Source organism: Streptomyces sp. NBC_01197, assembly GCF_036010505.1.
Taxonomy (GTDB): domain Bacteria; phylum Actinomycetota; class Actinomycetes; order Streptomycetales; family Streptomycetaceae; genus Streptomyces.
This window is the reverse complement of record NZ_CP108569.1, coordinates 1,687,889-1,703,483: the sequence shown is the minus strand read 5'-3', so window position 1 is coordinate 1,703,483 and position 15,595 is coordinate 1,687,889. Positions and strand designations below refer to the sequence as shown.

Annotated in this window: 15 protein-coding genes; 12 read left to right on the top strand and 3 right to left on the bottom strand. The window is 68.1% G+C overall.

The window, feature by feature from the left end; translation table 11 throughout:
• The first annotated feature begins 102 nt into the window (after window positions 1-102).
• A complete protein-coding gene (locus OG452_RS07620; protein WP_327294860.1) occupies window positions 103-1,650 on the top strand; it encodes an RNA polymerase sigma factor in 1,548 nt (515 codons plus the stop codon).
• Between the two features lie 160 nt (window positions 1,651-1,810).
• The gene (locus OG452_RS07615) at window positions 1,811-2,638 is read left to right on the top strand and encodes a S1 family peptidase (RefSeq protein ID WP_327294859.1); all 828 of its coding nucleotides are present in this window, start codon (window positions 1,811-1,813) and stop codon (window positions 2,636-2,638) included.
• Window positions 2,639-2,868: 230 nt separating this feature from the next.
• Here OG452_RS07615 and OG452_RS07610 read toward each other — a convergent pair whose 3' ends face one another.
• Window positions 2,869-3,099 (bottom strand): DUF7455 domain-containing protein, encoded by a 231-nt coding sequence (locus OG452_RS07610; protein ID WP_266852304.1) that lies wholly within the window; start codon window positions 3,097-3,099, stop codon window positions 2,869-2,871.
• Between the two features lie 433 nt (window positions 3,100-3,532).
• Between OG452_RS07610 and OG452_RS07605 the strand changes: the two genes are divergently transcribed.
• The 6 genes from OG452_RS07605 to OG452_RS07580 all read left to right on the top strand — a co-directional run bounded on the left by OG452_RS07605 (window position 3,533) and on the right by OG452_RS07580 (window position 10,390).
• Window positions 3,533-5,653, top strand: coding sequence for a DNA gyrase/topoisomerase IV subunit B (locus tag OG452_RS07605; RefSeq protein ID WP_327294858.1), 2,121 nt, complete (start codon window positions 3,533-3,535; stop codon window positions 5,651-5,653).
• A 203-nt stretch (window positions 5,654-5,856) separates the two neighbouring features.
• On the top strand, window positions 5,857-6,378 hold the full coding sequence (locus tag OG452_RS07600; RefSeq protein ID WP_327294857.1) for a DUF1453 domain-containing protein: 522 nt from the start codon (window positions 5,857-5,859) through the stop codon (window positions 6,376-6,378).
• On the top strand, window positions 6,375-7,523 hold the full coding sequence (locus OG452_RS07595; protein ID WP_327294856.1) for a sensor histidine kinase: 1,149 nt from the start codon (window positions 6,375-6,377) through the stop codon (window positions 7,521-7,523). The genes OG452_RS07600 and OG452_RS07595 overlap by 4 nt, the downstream gene beginning before the upstream one ends.
• The gene (locus tag OG452_RS07590; protein ID WP_327294855.1) at window positions 7,520-8,194 is read left to right on the top strand and encodes a response regulator transcription factor; all 675 of its coding nucleotides are present in this window, start codon (window positions 7,520-7,522) and stop codon (window positions 8,192-8,194) included. The genes OG452_RS07595 and OG452_RS07590 overlap by 4 nt, the downstream gene beginning before the upstream one ends.
• 121 nt (window positions 8,195-8,315) lie before the next feature.
• A complete protein-coding gene (locus OG452_RS07585; protein WP_327294854.1) occupies window positions 8,316-8,786 on the top strand; it encodes a DUF485 domain-containing protein in 471 nt (156 codons plus the stop codon).
• 11 nt (window positions 8,787-8,797) lie between these two features.
• Window positions 8,798-10,390, top strand: a complete 1,593-nt coding sequence (locus OG452_RS07580; protein WP_327299544.1) for a solute symporter family protein — start codon at window positions 8,798-8,800, stop codon at window positions 10,388-10,390.
• Here the strand turns inward: OG452_RS07580 and OG452_RS07575 are convergent.
• Complete coding sequence (locus tag OG452_RS07575; protein ID WP_327299543.1) at window positions 10,364-11,086, bottom strand: response regulator; 723 nt, start codon at window positions 11,084-11,086, stop codon at window positions 10,364-10,366. The two genes, OG452_RS07580 and OG452_RS07575, sit on opposite strands and share 27 nt — an antisense overlap.
• 168 nt (window positions 11,087-11,254) lie before the next feature.
• On the opposite strand from OG452_RS07575, the gene OG452_RS07570 reads away from it, so the two are divergent.
• The 3 genes from OG452_RS07570 to OG452_RS07560 all read left to right on the top strand — a co-directional run bounded on the left by OG452_RS07570 (window position 11,255) and on the right by OG452_RS07560 (window position 14,162).
• The gene (locus tag OG452_RS07570) at window positions 11,255-12,070 is read left to right on the top strand and encodes an ABC transporter ATP-binding protein (RefSeq protein ID WP_327294853.1); all 816 of its coding nucleotides are present in this window, start codon (window positions 11,255-11,257) and stop codon (window positions 12,068-12,070) included.
• Window positions 12,060-12,962 (top strand): ABC transporter permease, encoded by a 903-nt coding sequence (locus OG452_RS07565; protein ID WP_327294852.1) that lies wholly within the window; start codon window positions 12,060-12,062, stop codon window positions 12,960-12,962. Before OG452_RS07570 ends, OG452_RS07565 begins: the two co-directional genes overlap by 11 nt.
• A 168-nt stretch (window positions 12,963-13,130) precedes the next feature.
• Entirely contained in the window at window positions 13,131-14,162 is a 1,032-nt protein-coding gene (locus OG452_RS07560; RefSeq protein ID WP_327294851.1) for an ABC transporter substrate-binding protein, read from the top strand.
• Window positions 14,163-14,167: 5 nt separating this feature from the next.
• Here the strand turns inward: OG452_RS07560 and OG452_RS35385 are convergent, their stop codons facing one another.
• Entirely contained in the window at window positions 14,168-15,190 is a 1,023-nt protein-coding gene (locus tag OG452_RS35385) for a PucR family transcriptional regulator ligand-binding domain-containing protein (RefSeq protein WP_442809970.1), read from the bottom strand.
• Between the two features lie 47 nt (window positions 15,191-15,237).
• Here OG452_RS35385 and OG452_RS07545 point away from each other — a divergent pair, with 47 nt between their 5' ends.
• A complete protein-coding gene (locus OG452_RS07545) occupies window positions 15,238-15,372 on the top strand; it encodes a hypothetical protein (RefSeq protein ID WP_327294850.1) in 135 nt (44 codons plus the stop codon).
• Window positions 15,373-15,595: the final 223 nt, after the last annotated feature.

Here is a 15,595-nt window from a genome sequence, read left to right as displayed (position 1 = left end):
GCTCAGCCCGCGCCGTCGGTACATCCCCAGCCGGCGGTCGTCGGTTCCAGGCCCCTCAAGGGCGGAGCCGGAAGCCGTTTCCATCGTTTCGAGAGGTTGTTCGTGTCGGCCAGCACATCCCGTACTCTCCCGCCGGAGATCGCCGAGTCCGAGTCTGTCATGGCGCTCATCGAGCGGGGAAAGGCTGATGGGCAGATCGCCGGCGACGATGTACGCCGGGCCTTCGAGGCTGACCAGATTCCGGCCACCCAGTGGAAGAACGTTCTGCGCAGCCTCAACCAGATCCTCGAGGAAGAGGGTGTGACTCTGATGGTCAGTGCCGCGGAGTCGCCGAAGCGCCCCCGCAAGAGCGTCGCAGCGAAGAGCCCGGTGAAGCGGACCGCCACCAGGACCGTCGCGGTCAAGACGACCGCGGCGAGGACTGTGGCGGCCACTGCCGCTCCTTCTGCCGACAGTGTGGACGCTGTGGCTGACGACGCCGAGCCCGCGAAGAAGGCCGCTGCCAAGAAGACGGCTGCCAAGAAGACCGCCGCGAAGAAGACGGCAGTCAAGAAGACCGCGGCCAAGAAGACCGCCTCCAAGAAGGATGCCGACGAGCTCCACGACGGCGACGAGGCCGCCGAGGAGGCCCCGGTCGCCAAGGCCGGCGAGGAGGAGGAAGAGGGCGGCGAGGCCAAGGGCTTCGTCCTCTCCGACGACGACGAGGACGACGCGCCCGCGCAGCAGGTCGCCGTCGCCGGTGCCACTGCGGACCCCGTCAAGGACTATCTGAAGCAGATCGGCAAGGTCCCGCTCCTCAACGCGGAGCAGGAGGTGGAGCTCGCCAAGCGCATCGAGGCCGGCCTCTTCGCCGAGGACAAGCTGGCCAACGCCGACAAGCTCGCGCCGAAGCTCAAGCGTGAGCTGGAGATCATCGCGGAGGACGGCCGCCGGGCCAAGAACCACCTGCTCGAGGCCAACCTCCGTCTGGTCGTCTCGCTCGCCAAGCGCTACACGGGCCGCGGCATGCTCTTCCTGGACCTGATCCAGGAGGGCAACCTCGGTCTGATCCGCGCGGTCGAGAAGTTCGACTACACCAAGGGCTACAAGTTCTCCACGTACGCCACCTGGTGGATCCGGCAGGCGATCACCCGGGCCATGGCCGACCAGGCCCGCACCATCCGTATCCCGGTGCACATGGTCGAGGTCATCAACAAGCTCGCGCGCGTCCAGCGCCAGATGCTCCAGGACCTGGGCCGTGAGCCCACCCCGGAGGAGCTGGCGAAGGAGCTCGACATGACCCCTGAGAAGGTCATCGAGGTCCAGAAGTACGGCCGTGAGCCGATCTCCCTGCACACTCCGCTGGGCGAGGACGGCGACAGCGAGTTCGGTGACCTCATCGAGGACTCCGAGGCGGTCGTCCCGGCCGACGCGGTCAGCTTCACGCTCCTCCAGGAACAGCTGCACTCGGTCCTGGACACGCTGTCCGAGCGGGAGGCCGGCGTGGTCTCCATGCGCTTCGGTCTCACCGACGGTCAGCCGAAGACGCTGGACGAGATCGGCAAGGTCTACGGCGTGACGCGTGAGCGCATTCGCCAGATCGAGTCGAAGACCATGTCAAAGCTGCGCCACCCGTCGCGTTCACAGGTACTGCGCGACTACCTCGACTAGTCCGCCGGTTCGTCAGTCCGCCACAGGACGCACCGAAGCGGGTCCGTGTCTCTCCGTAACGAGAGATACGGACCCGCTTCTCGTTTCCGGTGTGGGTGTATGCGCCACGAGACTGATTCACTCTGAGTGAGACAAGTTCACTGGAGAGTCAGGAAGTCGTATGTGTCGTCCTATCGTCCGAGCGCTGACCGGCGTGCTGGCGCTGACCGTGACAGCACTGCTGCTGGGCGTGCCAGGTCCCGCGTCCGCTGCTGCGGTGGCAGTGATCGGCGGCCAGGGGGTGTCCGTGACCGACAGTCCCTGGGTGGTCGCGGTATCCAGCCGTGAGCGCTTCGGAGGAGGTCGTGCGGGCCAGTTCTGCGGGGGAGTGGTGGTGTCGCCGCGGGCGGTCGTGACGGCGGCCCACTGTCTGAGTCAGGAAGTCCTCGGGGCCCCGCTGGGCCAAGTGCATGATCTGTCGGTCGTCGCGGGCCGCAGCGACCTGCGTACATCGGCCGGCCGCGAGATCCGTGTGCGGTCGACCTGGACCGACCCACGGTACGACCGGGTCAGCAATGCGGCAGATCTAGCCGTGCTGCGGCTTTCCCAAGCGCTGCCGCCCTCGTATGCGATGGGAATCGCCGAGCCGCACGACCCGGCCGAGGAACCCGGCACGGATGCGACCGTCTACGGCTGGGGAGACACGGCCGGCACGGGGAACTACCCGTCGGGGCTGCACGCCACCCGGGTCTCCGTACTGCCGGACGCGCAGTGCGCGTCCGCTTACCCTGGGGCGTCGAGCGGTACTTTCCAGCCGGGGACCATGCTGTGCGCCGGTGAGCCCCAGGGTGGTCATGATGCGTGTCAGGGCGACAGCGGAGGGCCGCTGGTCGCTCGGGGACGACTCATCGGTCTGGTCTCGTGGGGAGCGGGCTGCGGGCGGGCGCAGAGCCCCGGTGTCTATACGCGGATGTCCGCGATGACTCAGGCCGTGGCGTCGCACAGCTGAAGGAAGGCCCTGGCGGTGACCGTGGCTGCGTGCGGGCCGCTCAGGTGCCGGGGTTGCACCGTTGAAGGGCTCCGGCGCCGCACATGACGCATCAGGGCCCAGCTGAGCCCTCGGCGTCGGCGCCTCCCGGGTCCGGGCATGAGAACGGGCGGCCGCTCCTGTGGGTTGCAGGCGGGGCCGCCCGTCGACCGGGCTGATACCGGTCCTTGGCTCGTCGTGGGTGCGAGGTGTCAGCGGTCCTCTTCTTCGGAATGGCTCGGGACGGCCGTCAGGCGATCCGTCTCATCCTGGATGTCCGCGGCGATCTTCTTGAGTTCTGGCTCGAACTTGCGACCGTGGTGGGCGCAGAAGAGCAGTTCGCCGCCGCTGGTGAGGACAACGCGCAGGTATGCCTGGGCGCCGCATCGGTCGCAGCGGTCAGCGGCCGTCAGCGGGCTCGCGGGGGTCAGAACAGTAGTCACGTCGCCTCTTCTCTAGCTCGACGAGCTGTCGTACCAGGGTCAACATCCAACCAGGCCCAAAACGTTCCCGCTCGTGGCTTTTCCTTGAAACTTTTTGTCAAGGTGGCTGTCTGCTGCCGGTTGGCGGCGAATAAGCCGTATTGCGGTGGCTTTACGGTTTCGCATTGCTTGTCTTCGGTTGATCCTCCCGACTGGCTGCCGGTTGTTGATGAGGACGTGCCCGGAGCCTAAATGGTTCATGCCTGGAAGGGAACGTGATGTGTGCTTCACTCCATCGAGCTATCGAACAGGTGTACGGTGCGGGTTTGGCGCCCTGTCTCTTCTAGGGTGGCGTAACAACGGCTCTACCAGGGCTCGGTAGGCTCTGACAGGCGACCGACGCCCTGGCCTTACCCAATGGGCCCCAAAATAAATTCAGCGAGGAGCGAACCGCGTGACCGCCGATACGTCCGTGCCTTCCACTGCGCTGCTGAGCGGTGCAGACCGTGACGGCTCCAACTACACCGCGCGGCACCTGCTCGTACTCGAAGGGCTCGAAGCGGTCCGGAAGCGGCCCGGGATGTACATCGGGTCCACCGACAGCCGCGGTCTGATGCACTGCCTCTGGGAGATCATCGACAACTCCGTCGACGAGGCTCTCGGCGGCTACTGCGACCACATCGATGTGATCCTCCACGAGGACGGCTCCGTCGAGGTCCGGGACAACGGCCGTGGGATCCCGGTCGACGTCGAGCCCAAGACCGGGCTCTCGGGCATCGAGGTCGTGATGACCAAGCTGCACGCGGGCGGAAAGTTCGGCGGCGGTTCGTACGCGGCCTCCGGTGGGCTGCACGGCGTCGGCGCCTCCGTCGTCAACGCCCTCTCCGCCCGGCTGGACGTCGAGGTCGACCGGAACAGCGCCACCCACTCCATCAGCTTCCGCCGCGGCGTCCCCGGCATCTTCACCGAGACGGGCCCCGACAGCCCCTTCGACCCGGCCAACGGGCTGCTCAAGGGCAAGCGCGTACCCAAGGCCAGGACGGGTACCCGTGTCCGGTACTGGGCGGACCGCCAGATCTTCCTCAAGGACGCCAAGCTGTCCCTGGACCACCTGTACCAGCGGGCCCGCCAGACGGCGTTCCTGGTACCCGGGCTGACTCTCGTGGTGCGCGACGAGCGCGGCCTCGACGGCGCGGGCAAGACCGAGGAGACGTTCCGCTTCGACGGGGGCATCAGCGAATTCTGTGAGTACCTCGCCCAGGACAAGGCCGTCTGCGATGTGCAGCGACTGTCCGGGCAGGGCACCTTCAAGGAGACCGTCCCGGTCCTGGACGACCGCGGCCACATGACCCCGACCGAGGTCACCCGTGATCTCGGCGTGGACATCGCGCTCCGCTGGGGTACCGGCTACGACACCACGGTCAAGTCCTTCGTCAACATCATCGCGACGCCAAAGGGCGGCACGCACGTGTCGGGCTTCGAGCGCTCACTGACCAGGACGGTCAATGAGGTGCTGCGCTCGGCGAAGCTCCTGCGGGTCGCCGAGGACGACGTGGTGAAGGACGACGCGCTGGAAGGGCTGACCGCCGTGGTCACCGTGCGCCTCGCCGAGCCGCAGTTCGAGGGCCAGACCAAGGAGGTGCTCGGCACGTCTGCGGCCAACCGGATCGTGTCCAACGTCGTCGCCAAGGAGCTCAAGGCCTTCCTGACCTCCACCAAGCGCGATTCCAAGGCGCAGGCCCGGGCGGTGCTGGAGAAGGCCGTCGCCGCGGCCCGTACCCGGATCGCGGCCCGCCAGCACAAGGACGCCCAGCGCCGTAAGACCGCCCTGGAGTCCTCGTCGCTGCCGGCCAAGCTCGCCGACTGCCGCAGTGACGACGTGGGGCGCAGCGAGCTCTTCATCGTAGAGGGGGACTCCGCGCTCGGTACGGCCAAGCTCGCCCGGAATTCGGAGTTCCAGGCGCTGCTGCCCATCCGGGGCAAGATCCTTAATGTCCAGAAAGCGTCGGTCTCGGACATGCTGAAGAACGCCGAGTGCGGCGCCATCATCCAGGTCATAGGAGCGGGCTCCGGACGGACCTTCGACATCGACGCGGCGCGGTACGGCAAGATCGTGCTGCTGGTCGATGCCGATGTGGACGGCGCGCACATCCGCATCCTCCTGCTCACGCTCTTCCAGCGGTACATGCGGCCGATGGTGGAGGCGGGCCGGGTCTTCGCCGCTGTACCGCCGCTGCACCGCATCGAGCTGGTCCAGCCCAAGAAGGGCCAGGACAAGTACGTCTACACGTACTCCGACAACGAGCTGCGGCAGAAGCTGCTGGAATTCCAGCGCAAGAACGTCCGCTTCAAGGACTCGATTCAGCGCTACAAGGGGCTGGGCGAGATGGACGCCGATCAGCTGGCGGAGACCACCATGGACCCGCGGTTCCGTACTCTGCGGCGGATCAACATCGGCGACCTGGAATCGTCGGAGGAGGTCTTCGACCTGCTGATGGGCAACGAGGTCGCGCCCCGCAAGGAGTTCATCACCAGCTCGGCCGCGACGCTGGACCGCTCGCGGATCGACGCCTGAGCCACCGGCCGGCGCTGAGCCACCGGCCGGCGCTGAGTCACCGGCTGCTTGGAGTCGCCGACCGGCTCTGCTCCACCCACGGGGTCTCCACCCGTGGGTGGAGCCGCAAACTCCACCCGGAGTCCACCTCTGCTCCGATCTGCTGACCCGCGCGTTTCCGTAGCGTCGAAGACGTCAACCTTCCCCGCTCGCCGGAGGCCCCCATGTCAGCGTCCACGCTCACCGACGTCGCGGTGGCTGTCGCAGTCATCGCCCTGGTGCTCGTGCGGCAGTTCCGCCCGCAGCAGGTCAATCACGACAGGCGCTGGTGGCTGCTGCCCGCCATCCTGGTCTTCGTCGCCCTGCGCCAGCACGGTCTGCTCGACGCGCATCACCCCACTCTGTCCGTCCTGGTGATCGGGGCCGAACTGCTGACCGGCCTTGTGATGGGCGCGGGCTGGGCCTGGACCACCAAGGTGTGGAGTGAGCCGGACGGATCGGTCTGGACCAGGGGTACCAAGGCCACGGCGGCCGTCTGGATAGTGGGACTGATCCTCAGGTTCGGGGTGGCGGGTCTTGGCGCGCTGGCCGGAGTGAGCCTCGGGACCGGGGCGATGCTGCTCGCGCTGGCGTCCTCCCTGCTGGTACGGGCAGGGGTGCTCGCATGGCGGGCCGGGCGAATACACCCGTCGTACGGCGTCCCTGCCGCAGCAACAGCTGGAGGGGCAAGGAGGGAACGCGTATGACGCCGGGCGCCTGGACGAGCTGGCCCTCCCGGGAGGCCCTTTCCCGGGTCGACCTGACCAGTACCCGGCGCTCGCTCACCTGGGCCGTGCGGTGCATCGCTCTGGGCGCACTCCTGTGGAGCACCTTCGCGAAGGCGGGCGACGACGCCGGGGTGCTGGCCGCCGCTGTGTCCGGGGTCGCTGTCTGCGTGGCGGCGGCCTGGGCCTTCTTCCGGACCAGCCTGGAGCACCGCTTGTGGCCGTCTGTGGCGCTGCTGGCGGTTCTGCTGGGCGTCGCCCTCCTGGCGCAGCAGGCGGGGTTCTCCGCTCCTGCCGCTGTCCTCTGGTGCGGCTGCGCCGTCACCGCGATGGAGCGGCTGCCGCTCGCGGCGGCCCTGCCCTGCACGGCTGCCGCCCTCGGTGCCTACGCCCTGCTCAGCGACGACCGGCGGCTGACGATCGCCGCGACCACCGTTGGGCTGGCTCTTGTCGGCTACGTGATGCGGCTCGACGCGGAGGCCAGAGGCAGCGCTCAGCGGCTGCTGGTGCAGGAGCGCGCGGCCCTGGCGGCCGAGGCGGAGTCCGCGGCGCTGGCCGAGCGCTCCCGTATCGCCCGGGAGATCCACGATGTTCTCGCCCACAGTCTTTCCGCGCAGATGGTGCATCTGGAGGCGGCCAGGTTGCTGATCGAGCGGGACGCGGGGCGGGATCAGATCCTGGAGCGGGTGGTGGCGGCGCGCGGGATGGCCCGTGAGGGGCTCGTCGAGACCCGGCAGGCGCTATCGGCACTGCGTGGTGAGATGACGCCGGTGGAGGAGTTCCTGGAGGAGGTGGCGGGCAACTCGCGGCTCGCTGTGACGGGGTGCCGCAGACAGCTGCCGGCCGAAGCCTCGCAGACCGTGCGGCGGGTGGCGCAGGAGGCGATGACAAATGTGCGCAAGCACGCTCCGGGCGCCGAGGTCCGGCTGCGGCTGGAGTATCTGCCGGACGAAATCACCCTGGAAGTACGGGACTCGGGCTCCGGGAAAGCGGTCGATGAGCTCGCTGTCAGTGGCTCGGGATACGGTTTGGTCGGAATGCGGGAGCGTGCCGAGCTGCTCGGCGGGACGCTGGAGGCTGGACCCGACGAGGAGGGCTTCTTGGTACGGCTGAGGGTGCCGGCATGACGGCCCGCGTTGTGGTGGCCGACGACCAGTCCGTCGTGCGTGAGGGCATCGTGATGCTGCTGGGGCTGCTGCCCGGGGTCGAGGTCGTCGGAGCGGCGAGGGATGGGGAGGAGGCCGTCGCGCTCGTAGGTGAACACGACCCCGACGTGGTCCTGATGGATCTGCGGATGCCCCGCTGCGGCGGGGTGGAGGCGACCCGTCGTATCCGCGAGCAGTATCCGTCCACTCAGGTCGTGGTGCTCACCACGTTCTCCGACGACGACTCGCTCTTTCCCGCGCTGCAGGCCGGGGCGCGCGGGTACCTCACCAAGGACGCGGGCGGCGAAGAGATCGTCCGCGCCATCGAGGACGTCATGGCCGGACAGGCCGGGCTGTCGCCGAGTGTGCAGCGGCTGCTCGTGGAGCGGGTCACCGCACCGCCCTCGCCGGCCCCGCGGACCGCCGTGGAGCTGCCCGACGGCCTCACCCCCCGGGAGGCCGAGACCCTGGCCCTTATCGCCGAAGGGCTCTCCAATTCGGAGATCTCCCGCTCACTGCACATCTCGCCTGCCACCGTGAAGACGCATATCAACAATCTCTTCGCCAAGACCGGGATACGGGACCGGGCGCAGGCCGTGCGCTATGCCTACCGGCACGGTCTTGCCCTGCCGCCGGGCCCGTCCATCACCTAGTCCGTCGCCCGGTCCATCACCCAAAGGGGTGAAGAGGGGACGATAAGGGTCCAGATGCCCTCCGAAATACCCATCCTTGGGCACGCGGCTGAAGCGGCCACGCACAGGGAGAGGGTGTTCGGTGGAGAAGGACGACGGGCTCGACGCCGCTGAGGTGCGGTTGGACGACCCCTGGTACGACGCGTTGGCCTCTGGCTGGGGCGAGTTGGACGGCACCGGTGTTCCCGCGGCCGTACCGGCGCAGGCCGCCCCGGGGCGGGGACGCAGCGCGGCCGACATCTATCTGGAAGTGCAGAGCAGCGCCGCCTTCCAGGAAGTGCGCAGCCGCTACCGGAGGTTCGTCGCCCCCGCGGTGTGCGCGTTCTTCGCCTGGTACCTCGCGTATGTCGTCATGGCCACGGCCGCACCCGGTCTCATGGCGCGCCCGGTGGCCGGAGCGGTGAATGTGGCGATGCTGGCGGGGCTCGGGCAGTTCCTCTCCACCTTCATGCTCACCTGGGCCTACACCCGTCACGCGCGGCTGCGCCGCGACCGGGCGGCACTCGATCTCCGCTGGGACACACAGGAATTGACACGAGGGATCAGCCGTTGAGCAGCCACGTGATCACCACGGAGCACCAGACCCTGGCACTGCTGCTGTTCAGCGTCTTTGTCGCGGCAACTCTCGCGATCACGACCTGGGTGAGCCGTAACCGGCACGGTTCGGCAGAGGAGTTCTACGTCGGCGGGCGCCTCTTCTCCCCGATGGAGAACGGTTTCGCCATCGCCGGCGACTACATGTCGGCGGCGTCCTTCCTCGGTATCTCCGGGCTGATCGCGCTCTTCGGTTACGACGGCATGCTCTACTCGGTCGGCTTCCTCGTCGCCTGGCTGGTCGTTCTGCTTCTGGTGGCCGAACTGGTGCGTAACTGCGGCCGGTTCACGCTGGCCGATGTCGTGGCGGCCCGGATGAGTGAACACCCGGTGCGGATCGCGGTGGGCTCGTCGTCCGTCACGGTGTCGGTGCTCTATCTGGTGGCGCAGATGGTCGGCGCGGGGAGCCTCGTATCGCTCCTCCTGGGCGGGAACAGCGGCGCAGCTCAGACCTGGGCCGTGATCGGCGTCGGGGCGCTGATGGTGATCTATGTGACGCTCGGCGGGATGCGGGCCACCACCTGGATCCAGATCGTGAAAGCCGTCCTGCTGATGACAGGATCGATCCTGCTCACGGTTCTCGTCCTGGTGCGCTTCCACGGAGACTTCAACCAGCTGCTCAACTCCGCCGCGCACCGCAGCGGCCACGGCATGAAGTTCCTGGCCCCCGGACTCAAGTACGGCGGTGACTGGACCTCCCGCATCGACTTCATCAGCCTCGGTCTGGCCCTGGTACTCGGAACGGCCGGGCTGCCGCACATCCTGTCGCGCTTCTACACCGTGCCCACTGCCCGCGCAGCCCGCCGCTCCGTCGTCTGGTCGATCGGGCTCATCGGCGGCTTCTACCTGATGACGATCGTGCTCGGCTTCGGTGCGGCCGCGCTCGTCGGCTCCGACCAGGTACGGGCGTCGAACCCGGCGGGGAACACCGCGGTACCGCTGCTCGCTCTGGAGGTCGGCGGTGGAGCGGGCTCCACCGGAGGGACGGTCCTCTTCGCCGTGGTCGCCGCCGTCGCCTTCGCCACCATCCTCGCCGTCGTCGCAGGGATCACGCTGGCCTCGTCGGCCTCCGTCGCCCACGACCTCTACGCGACCCTCAGACGCGGCAGTGCCAAGCAGCGGAGCGAGGTGGCCGTCGCCCGGGTCGCGGCGGCCGGAATCGGCGCCGTGGCCATCGGACTCAGCCTGCTGGCTAAGGATCTGAACGTCGCGTTCCTGGTCGGGCTGGCCTTCGCCGTCGCGGCGTCGGCCAATCTCCCGGTGCTGCTCTTCTCGCTGTTCTGGCGGAACTTCACCACGCGCGGCGCGGTCTGGTCGGTGTATGGGGGACTCATCCCCGCGGTCGTCCTGGTGGTCCTCTCGCCGGTCGTCTCCGGGAGCCCCACCTCGCTCTTCCCCGGCATGGACTTCCAGTTCTTCCCCCTGGAGAATCCTGGCCTGCTCTCCATCCCCCTCGGTTTCCTCGCGGGATGGCTCGGTACGGTCACCTCGCCCGAACCGCCGGACGCCGCCCGGCACGCCGAGGCGGAAGTGCGGTCACTCACCGGTGCCGGGGCCGTCTGATACCGGTGCGGCCCAGGCGTAGCGATGCTCGGGCCGGCCCGTGTCTCCGTACTTGAGGGTCAGTCTGAGCCGCCCCGTCTGCTCCAGCTGACGCAGGTAGCGCTGCGCCGTGGAGCGGCTCAGCCCCGTCCGCGCGGCGACCTGGTGCGCCGACAGCGGTTGCCTGGCGCCCGTCAGGACCTCGCGGATCAGGTCGGATGTCGGTACGGAGTGCCCGCTCGGCAGTCCCGAGGACGCGGCGGGCCCGGTGGTCCGCAGCGCGCCGAAGATCCGGTCGACCTGTTCCTGTCCGGCACACTGCCCGCTGCCCCCGACGCGGCTCACGGTGCGCCGCAGCGCCGCGTAGCCCTCAAGCCGGGAACGTAGGACCGAGAAGGTGAACGGCTTGACCAGGTAGTGCAGGGCGCCATGGCGCATGGCGGCCTGCACGGTCGCCACATCACCGGCCGCTGTCACCATGATCACGTCGGTGTGGTGGCCCAGTTCCCGCATCCGCCGGACCAGTGAGAGCCCCGTCTCGTCCGGGAGGTAGTGGTCGAGCAGGACCAGATCGATGCGTTCGCGTTCCAGCGCTGCCATGGCCTGGGCGGCGCTGTGCGCATGGGCCGCGACGCGGAATCCGGGAACCTTCCCCACGTACGCAGCGTTGATCTCAGCGACACGGAAGTCGTCATCGACCACCAGGACATCAATCATCGGGCTGCTCTCTGTCATTACCGGTGTCATTACCGGTCTGAGACGTTCTTGTTAACCACGTAGTTGTAGCGCGCGCAAAACGAGCACAACAGTCTCTTGCAGGCAGAAGACTGCCTTGCGCCCACAAGGCTGCCGCTGTGCTGTGTGCCACATCTACCGTCCCGGTTCATGAGCACAGACACGAGCCCCGCCATTGAGCTGCGGGGCGCCAGCAAAGTGTTCCGGACCCCGTCGGGGGTGCCGCACACCGCGGTGCGGGACTTGGATCTCACCGTGGGGCGCGGTGAGTTCGTCGCGGTCGTCGGCCCCACGGGCTGCGGCAAGTCGACCACGCTGACCCTGGTCAGCGGCCTGGAGGAGCCCACCGAGGGCGAGGTGCTGGTGGCCGGTGAGCCGGTCCGTGGCATCGGCGACAAGGTCGGATTCGTCTTCCAGCAGGACGCCTGCTTCCCCTGGCGGACTGTCCTGTCCAATGTGATGGCGGGCCCGCGCTTCCGCGGCGCTCCGAAGGCCGAGGCCAAGGAGAAGGCCCGGGAGTGGCTGGCCCGCGTCGGCCTCGCCTCGTTCGAGGACCGCTACCCGCACCAGCTCTCCGGGGGCCAGCGCAAGCGGGTCGCGCTCGCCGCGACCTTTGTCAACGACCCCGAGATCCTGCTGATGGACGAGCCGTTCTCCGCGCTCGACGTCCAAACCAGGGCGCTGATGTCCGACGAACTCCTCGAACTCTGCGCGGGCACGGGCACTTCGGTCGTCTTCGTCACACACGACCTGGAGGAGTCCATCGCCCTCGCCGACCGGGTGGTGGTGATGACGGCCGGCCCGGCGACCGTCAAACAGGTCTTCGAGATCGACCTGCCCAGGCCCCGCAAGGTCGAGGCCGTGCGGCTCGAACCACGGTTCATCGAGATCTACCGCGAGATCTGGGCCTCGCTGGGCGAGGAAGTCCGTATCACCCGTGAGCGAGGTGCCGCTGATGCCGCCTGAGACGGAGCCCGTGCCGGGCGCCACCACCACCCTGTCGTCCGTCGGCCCGGCGGTCACCCCCGACAAGAGGACCGGCCGGACCGAGGAGCGTCAGCGGGCCGCACGCAACCGCCGTGCGGTGGTGTACGTGAGCCGTGCGCTGCTGCTCATCGCGGTGGTCGCCCTCTGGGAGATACTGGCCCGCGCCAAGGTGATCGACCCCTTCAACTTCTCGATGCCGTCGAAGATCTGGGACCAGATACGGGAGTGGGCGCTGCACGGCACTGCCCAGGGATCTCTCTGGGAACAGATCTGGTACACGATGTACGAGGCGCTGTTCGGCTGGGTGATCGGTGTCGTCTCCGGTGTGGTCCTGGGCATCACCCTCGGCCGCATCCGGTTCCTCTCCGATGTGCTCGGCCCGTACATCAAGGTCCTCAACGCCATTCCGCGTATCGTGCTGGCGCCGGTCTTCCTCATCTGGTTCGGGCTCGGGCCGGCCTCGAAGGTCGCCTCCGCCGTCGTGCTGGTCTTCTTCCCCGTCTTCTTCAACGCCTTCCAGGGCGCCAGGGAGGTCGACCGCAACCTGGTCGCCAACGCCAGGATCCTCGGCGCGAGCAACCGGCGTGTCACCTTCCAGGTGGTCATTCCCTCCGCCACCTCCTGGATCTTCACCAGCCTTCATGTCAGCTTCGGCTTCGCCCTCATCGGCGCGATCGTCGGTGAGTACATCGGCGCGACCAAGGGCCTCGGACTGCTGGTGTCCGCCTCCCAGGGAACCTTCAACGCCGCCGGTGTGTACGCGGCGATGGTGATCCTCGCGATCGTCGCCCTGATCACCGAAGGCCTGCTCACCTTCGCCGAACGGCGGCTGTTCAGGTGGCGGCCGGTGGAGGCCGGGAGCGAGCGCTGAGGGCGCGGCGCCACCGGCTGCTTGCGGACCCGGCACCTCCGGAACAGCACCCGGCCCTGGATCTCCCGGTCATCCGTTACAGAGCGATTCCATACAGAGCAACTCCATACAGAGCGATCTCGCGCCAAGCAATTCCGTACGAATCACAGGGACGTGATGAAGATGAACATGCGCAGCATCAGCAGAGTTTCGGCAGTCGCGGTGACAGGTGTGCTCGCGCTGACCGCGCTCACCGGCTGCGGCGGCGGCTCCCCGAGTGAGGGCAAGGACGCCGGCAAGATCAAGATCATGGTGGGCGGCCTGGACAAGGTCATCTATCTGCCTGCGATGCTCACCCAGCGGCTCGGATACTTCAAGGACGAGGGCCTCGACGTCTCGCTGCTGACCGAGCCCGCGGGTGTCCAGGCCGAGACAGCGCTGGTCTCCGGGGACGTCCAGGGCACCGTCGGTTTCTACGACCACACGCTCGATCTCCAGACCAAGGGCAAGCACGTGGAGTCGGTGGTGCAGTTCTCGCATGCGCCCGGCGAGGTCGAGGTGGTATCCAACAAGGCCGCCGGATCCCTCACCGGACCCAAGGACTTCAAGGGCAAGAAGCTGGGTGTCACCGGCCTCGGTTCGTCCACCGACTTCCTCACCAAGTACCTGGCGGTCCGCGCGGGCGGAAAGAGCAGCGACTTCACACCTGTCGCCGTGGGCGCGGGGCAGACGTTCATCGCCGCGCTCAAACAGGGCTCGATCCAGGGCGGTATGACGACCGACCCGACGGTCGCGAACATCATCGACCAGAAGCTCGGCAAGGTACTCGTCGACATGCGCACCCCCGAGGGCTCGCAGGCGGCGCTCGGCGGCCCCTACCCCTCGTCCAGCCTCTACATGAACGCCGACTGGGTCGACGGCCACAAGCCGGCGGTGCAGAAGCTCGCCAACGCGTTCGTGAAGACCCTGAAATGGATGTCGTCGCACTCACCCGAGGAGATCGCGGCGAAGATGCCGGCGGACTACGCCCAGGGCGGCAAGGGCCTCTACGCGCAGTCGATCAAGGCGACACTGCCGATGTTCACCAAGGACGGTGTGATGCCCGCCAACGGCCCCGAGACGGTCGAGAAGGTGCTCAAGGCGTTCAACCCCAACCTCAAGAACGCCACGGTGGACCTGTCCAAGACGTACACGACGGAGTTCGCGAAGAAGGCCCACTGAGCCGGCTAAAACCCACTGAGGTCCGCTGAGCCCACATGGATGACCGGTTCCAAGGGATCAGTGCTCGTGGGCGGTGAGTGAGCGGAGGGTGGCCTGTCTGTCGTGATCGTTGTGCTGGATTGCGTCAGCAGGCCCCCGCAGCGCTCCTGCCCATGGGGCGACGGGCCGTCAGCGGGCGGTGCCGGTGATGGAGCAGGCGAGGTGCAGGTCGACGCGGTCGCGGGCGCGGGAGAGGTCGCGGCCGGTGAGCTGTCCGATGCGGCCGATGCGGTAGTGCAGGGTGCTGACGTGGATGTGGAGTCAGGCGGCTGTGGTGCGCCAGGCGCCGTTGTGTGGGTGCGCAGGAACTCCGCGCCGTGGGTGCGGTCGTACTCCTCCAGGGCCCGAGAAGCCGTCCGCGGAAGGCCCGTCTGATCTCGACCGGCACTCCGGCGAGCAGGAGGAGGTGCGAGTCGAGGTCGCGGGCGGTGACCACGCAGAGCTGTTTGGATCCGAGTCCGGCCAGGTGTCCTGCGTGCCGCGCCTCTTCCAGGGCGGGGAATGCCGTCCGGCGTGGCGACGGTGCTGCTGAGGCCGAACGAGATCCGGGGCCCCTGGGCGGCGCCCGCGAGCGCGGTGAAGCGCTCGCGCAGCACCTCTGCCAGCTTCAGGTCGTCGCCGACCGTGTCGCCGAGCGAGGCGAGGACGGTCAGACCGCGCTGTCGCCGGCGACGACGGTAAGGGCCTCCGGATCGTGGTCCGAGCGCGCTCTCGACCAGCGCGGGCGGCACCTCGCCGAGCAACAGGTCACCGGCGATGACGGCGACCGCTCCGCCCGCCGCCAGGGAAGCAGCGAACAGGGCGCAGTCGGCGGGCTCCCGGTACCAGCCCTCGCTTGTCAGGACCAGTTCGCCGCCGGTCAGGAACGGCTCGGGCTCCAGCAGATCCGTCGCGTACACCCAGCGCAGCTCATGTCCGAGGGCGTCGGTGTCCCCGGTGAGCAGTTCGAGCAGCAGCTTCGGCGGGTCGAGCGGGCCCGCGACGTTCACACGTTCACTCTGCCTTCTGTGTCCTTCCGCGTTCTCGATTCCGGCTCATGACCGGAGGCAACCCGGAGAACCCCACCATGGCCCTGCCCTGCCGTGACGTCTTCACAGCGGGCCGGCGCGAGCTGCCGGTCGTCGGACCCGTCGACATGGACGATGCGCGCGCCCTCCACGACGGCTTCTAAAGCTGACTCCGCCAGGACCGGGCCGGGACGCTTCCACGAGACGTGAGCGTCTCGGCCCGGGGTGCGGCACCTCGACGGCAGGAGAACCACGGCACAGCCGGTACGGCGCTCAAGGCGCCATCGCCACCAGGTCGTTGAGACCACCGCGAGCACCATCAACTACCCTGACCGACGCCGCGATCCTGTGTCCAGGATCCGAGCCAGAGCCTCGGCTGTGTGCGGC